Here is a 1,663-nt window from a genome sequence, read left to right on the forward strand (position 1 = left end):
GGACCTCGTTGGTGGCGACGACCAGCAGCCACGGCAGCGCCGAGCCGTCCACCAGCCGGGCGTCGCGACGGCGACGCCACGCGACGAGGAACGTCGCCTGGGTGACGTCCTCGGCCGTCGACCACGACCCAGTCAGCCGGAACGCGTGGTTGTAGACCGGACGGGAGTACCGGTCGAAGAGCCGACCGAACGCCGACTCGTCACCGGCGGCGATCGAAGCCCACAGTTCCTCGTCCGACGGCCGTACCTGATGCCTCACACCCCACTATGACCGCCCACGCCGACTCTGTTGCAGATCACGGCGCACCTCTCGAACGAGAGCGGCGGACGGCCGGGGCGCGGAACCCGCCGTGCACGTATCCCGCCGCGCACCGAGCGCGAAGATCGTGGCCGCAGTCACTGGTCGATCGAGAACAAGACTCACTGGGTCCGCGACGTCACCTACGACGAAGACCGCAGCCAGATCCGCACCGGCACCGGACCGAAGTCATGGCCGCCCTACGCAACGCCGCGATCGGCGCCCTACCCCTGATCGGAGTCACCAACATTGCCGCCGCCGACCGACATCACGCCCGCGACAGCACCCGCCCGCTGGCACTGCTCGGGATCACCTGACGACTTTGCCGGGGCCTGGGTGCCGAGTGCCGCCGAGTGCGGTGCCGGCACAAAGCCAGCGTACGCACTTATTGAGCAAAGTCGGGTAGCCGACCGAGAATTCAACTGTCGGCAAGTACCCTCGGTTCATGTTCCTACGGTGGTCCGTAGTCATCACATTTTTTCTAGCTCTTCTGACCGCGACGGTGTTCGGATGGCGGTCCAACGGCATCGAGGGCACCAGTTGGATTTACGGTATTGCGGGTGGCTTTGTCACTCTGGCCGTCGCTACTCTAACTTTTTTACGCCCGCAGAAGCGGGACTTCCTGAGCGATAACACCAGCATTGACAATCTCCACCGACGGGCGGCCGCGCACATTGCACGCATAACCGCTGGCGGTGTGGACACCGGCAGGATCGATCCCCAAACTCGGATCCCCGTCCGACTGTCGGCTGTCGGCCCACCATCATCAGACCATTGGGAGAACATCACCGGACAGTCAAAGGAGCGATTGGACATCCTGCTCAGCAGCAGCACCGAACTACCCGCGACATATCGGAGGATCCCCACGGGAAGGTTGGTGATCCTGGGCGATTCCGGTTTCGGCAAATCGACCCTACTGCGGGCACTCGCGGAGGACATGCTGCGCCAGATCAACGACACGCCGTCCGACAGGACTCTCCCGAGTCTTCCCGTAATTCTCGACCTTCGGACCTGGAACACCGACGACACACCCTTTCGGGACTGGCTCATCGACGAGAGCTCGCGGGCTTATCCCGTGCTTGCCGCGAAAGATCCGTATACCGGGGACCGGCAAGCCGTGCTTCTGATGGACGAAGGCAGGCTGCTTCCCCTGCTCGACAACCTTGACCAGCTATCGCTGGGATCGGCGGCGGCCGCGCTGTCCAAGTTGCCACGCGATCCACTCGTCATTGCCAGCCAGAACTCGTTCTATCTCAAGGCCACCCGTAAGTGGCGGACGATCCCTGGAGCGGCGGTGCTGAAGGTCGAGCGTCCCGAAGCTCGTAAGGTATTCGAATACTTGCGGCGGGCCCAGCCCGCCGCAAG

Annotated in this window: 2 protein-coding genes and 2 pseudogenes; 3 read left to right on the forward strand and 1 reads right to left on the reverse strand. The window is 63.8% G+C overall.

The window, feature by feature from the left end; all coding sequences use genetic code 11:
• The coding region (locus tag AB0B91_RS65765; protein WP_358343171.1) for a sigma factor at positions 1 to 259 on the reverse strand (259 nt) is incomplete at its 3' end.
• A 132-nt stretch (positions 260 to 391) separates the two neighbouring features.
• On the opposite strand from AB0B91_RS65765, the pseudogene AB0B91_RS65770 reads away from it, so the two are divergent.
• The 3 genes and pseudogenes from AB0B91_RS65770 to AB0B91_RS65780 all read left to right on the forward strand — a co-directional run.
• A pseudogene (locus AB0B91_RS65770) lies at positions 392 to 490 on the forward strand (ISAs1 family transposase); the annotation flags it as partial.
• Positions 490 to 615 (forward strand): hypothetical protein, encoded by a 126-nt coding sequence (locus tag AB0B91_RS65775; protein WP_269458889.1) that lies wholly within the window; start codon positions 490 to 492, stop codon positions 613 to 615. The pseudogene AB0B91_RS65770 and the gene AB0B91_RS65775, both read left to right, overlap by 1 nt.
• A gap of 128 nt (positions 616 to 743) precedes the next feature.
• A pseudogene (locus tag AB0B91_RS65780) lies at positions 744 to 1,663 on the forward strand (hypothetical protein); the annotation flags it as partial.

This window comes from Nonomuraea sp. NPDC049141 (genome assembly GCF_040648415.1).
Taxonomy (GTDB): domain Bacteria; phylum Actinomycetota; class Actinomycetes; order Streptosporangiales; family Streptosporangiaceae; genus Nonomuraea.

What these genes read in the sequence shown, in the direction of transcription:
- AB0B91_RS65775 (WP_269458889.1), top strand. Translation starts at nt 490, where the DNA reads ATGGCCGCCCTACGCAACGCCGCGATCGGCGCCCTACCCCTGATCGGA.